Origin of the sequence: Polaromonas sp. (genome assembly GCF_016185115.1) — a bacterium.
GTDB lineage: Bacteria > Pseudomonadota > Gammaproteobacteria > Burkholderiales > Burkholderiaceae_C > Polaromonas.
In genome coordinates this window covers 1-1259 of record NZ_JACPOF010000009.1, presented here as the reverse complement: position 1 = coordinate 1259, position 1259 = coordinate 1, and the positions used below count along the sequence as shown (strand labels likewise).

The window sequence follows — 1259 nt, the reverse complement described above, 5'->3', positions numbered from 1 at the left end:
TATGGGCAGCCTCTTCAGTCACCTCAGTGTGCTGCTGGAGCGGGTGGTGTAGCGCATGGCGGACGATCGTGGGCAAGCCAAAACAGAAGCCCCCACCCAACGGCGCCGTCGAGCAATTGATACGCGCGGTCTCACCCCGCTCACTCGGCGGGCGACCAGACGCCACGCCCCCTCGTGATGCGCTTTATGAACTCAGCCATTTCGGCCTCTACACGCTTCTTGTATGCTTCAGAATCCGCCTTCGCGAGGTCATCCATTGCCTGCTGGGGAGAAAAAAGGGGACGCAGCTCTTTATCGTTGACAACCGACGGCGCTCGCGAGAGAATTTGGAGCATGCCGCGGCGACCACGAATTGCACCGGGCGGGTTGGTGTACCACGTTTTGAATCGGGGCGTGGCGCGGCTGGCGCTGTTCGAGAAAGACGCCGACTATGAGGCATTCGAGCGCGTCCTGGTCGAAGCGTTGGCAGAACATTCGACGCGATTGTTGTCGTATTGCGTCATGCCCAATCACTGGCACATGGTGCTGTGGCCGCGGCGTGAGGGCGAGTTAACTGAGTTTCTGCGGTGGCTGACGCACACGCACGTGATGCGCTGGCATGCGCATTTTAAGACCTCGGGAACGGGGCATCTGTACCAGGGGCGCTTCAAATCCTTTCCCGTGGAGACTGACGAGCACTTCTATACGGTGGTTCGATACGTCGAGCGAAACGCGCTGCGCGCCAATCTGGTCGAGCGGGCGGAGGACTGGAGGTGGAGCAGCCTGTGGCGCCGCGAATTCGGCTCGGTCGAAGCGAAGTCGCTGCTGGCCCGCTGGCCGCTGCCGATGTCGGCCGATTGGACGGCGCACGTGAATCGTCCACAGACTCCAGCCGAGGTCGATGCCGTTCGGAACTCGATTCGTCGAGGCTGCCCATTCGGCTCGGCCGGATGGCAAACACGAACGGCCCGCCGCCTGGGCCTCGACTGGACCCTTCGCGCTCGCGGCCGCCCTCGGAAACAACCCGAACCTGAACAATGACGTGTTGGTGCCAACTGAAAAGAGCTGCGTCCCCTTTTCTTCCTCTCTGGAACAGCAGCGGGACTTTGGCTTATCGTGGAGGGAGCCCACGGGAGTGGCTTCTCCCAAGGGTCAGCCCGATGAGAACGCGCAAACGTTCTCCTCGGGCGCTTATCAAAACGCGAACCAGACCGTCGCCATCCAGTGTAAAGCTCCATCCGCGAACAAGACAGGGAAAGAGACCGTTTTAGAATCCGCGG

General features: G+C 61.2%; 2 protein-coding genes. One reads left to right on the top strand and one right to left on the bottom strand.

The features are described from left to right. Positions 1–140 precede the first annotated feature (140 nt). Positions 141–335 (bottom strand): hypothetical protein, encoded by a 195-nt coding sequence (locus HYX42_RS06125; protein ID WP_293400922.1) that lies wholly within the window; start codon positions 333–335, stop codon positions 141–143. On the opposite strand from HYX42_RS06125, the gene HYX42_RS06120 reads away from it, so the two are divergent. Continuing rightward, positions 334–1020 (top strand): transposase, encoded by a 687-nt coding sequence (locus tag HYX42_RS06120; RefSeq protein WP_293400920.1) that lies wholly within the window; start codon positions 334–336, stop codon positions 1018–1020. The genes HYX42_RS06125 and HYX42_RS06120 overlap by 2 nt on opposite strands. Positions 1021–1259 lie beyond the last annotated feature (239 nt).

What these genes read in the sequence shown, in the direction of transcription:
- HYX42_RS06120 (WP_293400920.1), top strand. Translation starts at nt 334, where the DNA reads ATGCCGCGGCGACCACGAATTGCACCGGGCGGGTTGGTGTACCACGTT.
- HYX42_RS06125 (WP_293400922.1), bottom strand. Translation starts at nt 335, where the DNA reads ATGCTCCAAATTCTCTCGCGAGCGCCGTCGGTTGTCAACGATAAAGAG.